Origin of the sequence: Pseudonocardia pini (genome assembly GCF_013870575.1) — a bacterium.
In the GTDB taxonomy this organism is placed as follows: Bacteria; Actinomycetota; Actinomycetes; order Mycobacteriales; family Pseudonocardiaceae; genus Pseudonocardia; species Pseudonocardia pini.
The window spans coordinates 1-1,211 of sequence record NZ_JACBXB010001160.1 but is presented as its reverse complement, the minus strand read 5'-3'; the positions used below and the strand labels follow the sequence as shown (position 1 = coordinate 1,211).

1 protein-coding gene is annotated in these 1,211 nt (G+C 75.3%); it reads left to right on the top strand.

Going from position 1 to position 1,211, the window contains the following annotated elements:
- Positions 1-66 precede the first annotated feature (66 nt).
- Positions 67-1,211 (top strand): DUF8814 domain-containing protein (locus H5J29_RS33445; protein ID WP_181784873.1); only part of this gene is annotated, 1,145 nt, incomplete at its 3' end.

Sequence of the window (1,211 nt, the reverse complement as noted above, 5' to 3'; positions counted from 1 at the left end):
TCGCCATGGCGACCATCGGCACCCACAGGTCACCAGTTCTCGACGGACTTCGTGAGGATGTCGGCGATGTCGGCCTCGGTCGACGTCCGGGGGCGGACCGCGAGCGGCGGCTGGACGGAGTGGATCCCGGCCGACTCGGGGACGGTCGCGCTGCCCGTCGTCACCGACGAGGTGCAGGGTCGGCTCGTGCTCACCGGCACCTCGGCGGGTGCGGCCCCGACCGTCCGCGGCGTGACGCTCACCGCCGCGCCGTCGACCGGGGGCACCGAGGGCCTCGCCGAGACCGCCCCGTTCTCGGCAAACGTCTTCGCGACGCGGGAGGGGCTCGTCGGCGGCACCACCGCCAACGGCCACGTGATCACCGAGCGGGACCACTTCGTGGCACTGCCCTCGCGCCGCGCGCTCTCGCCGCGGGACACGAGCGACTACTCGGTGCGGGTGTGCGCGCCCAACGGGAAGTGCGCCTTCGCGCCGGTGTGGGACGTCGGCCCGTGGAACACCCGCGACGACTACTGGAACCCCGCCGACCGGCGCCAGGAGTGGAAGGACCTGCCCCAGGGCGTGCCGCAGGCCCAGGCCGCCTTCCGGGACGGCTACAACGGGGGCAACGACCAGTTCGGCCGCAAGGCCGTGAACCCCGCGGGCATCGACCTCGGCGACGGCGTGTTCTGGGACGCCCTCGGCCTGAAGGACAACTCACAGGTGCAGGTGGAGTACCTGTGGACGGGTTCGGTGCGGCTCTCCGCGGTCGCCGCGGACTCGGCCGAGGGGGTCGCGGAGGTGCGGTCGGCGCCGGACGAGGGCGCCGAGGTCGTCGGGGTGGCCGCGGACAGCGCGGACGTCCCGGTCGAGTGTCTCTCCGGCGCCTGGGCGCGGATCGGGGAGAAGCAGTTCCTCGCCGCGGCGGTCCTGCCGGACACCGAGGACGTCCCGACCTGCGAGGCAGCGGGGGTGGGCGGTGGCGCTGTCGAGGACGGGGCGACCGGTGGCGCGGTGGCCGGTGGGGGCTCGGTGGACTCGACGACCTCGACGGACCCGACGACCTCCGCCGGCTCGGCGGGCTCGGCGGGCTCGACGGCCTCCGCGGGCCCGACGGGCTCGACGGCCTCCGCGGGCTCGGTGAGGTCCGCGGGACCGGCCGCCCCGGCGGACACGACGGGCTCCGCGACCTCGTCCACCTCCGCGGACTCGGCGTCTGTAGCGAGTGCGGC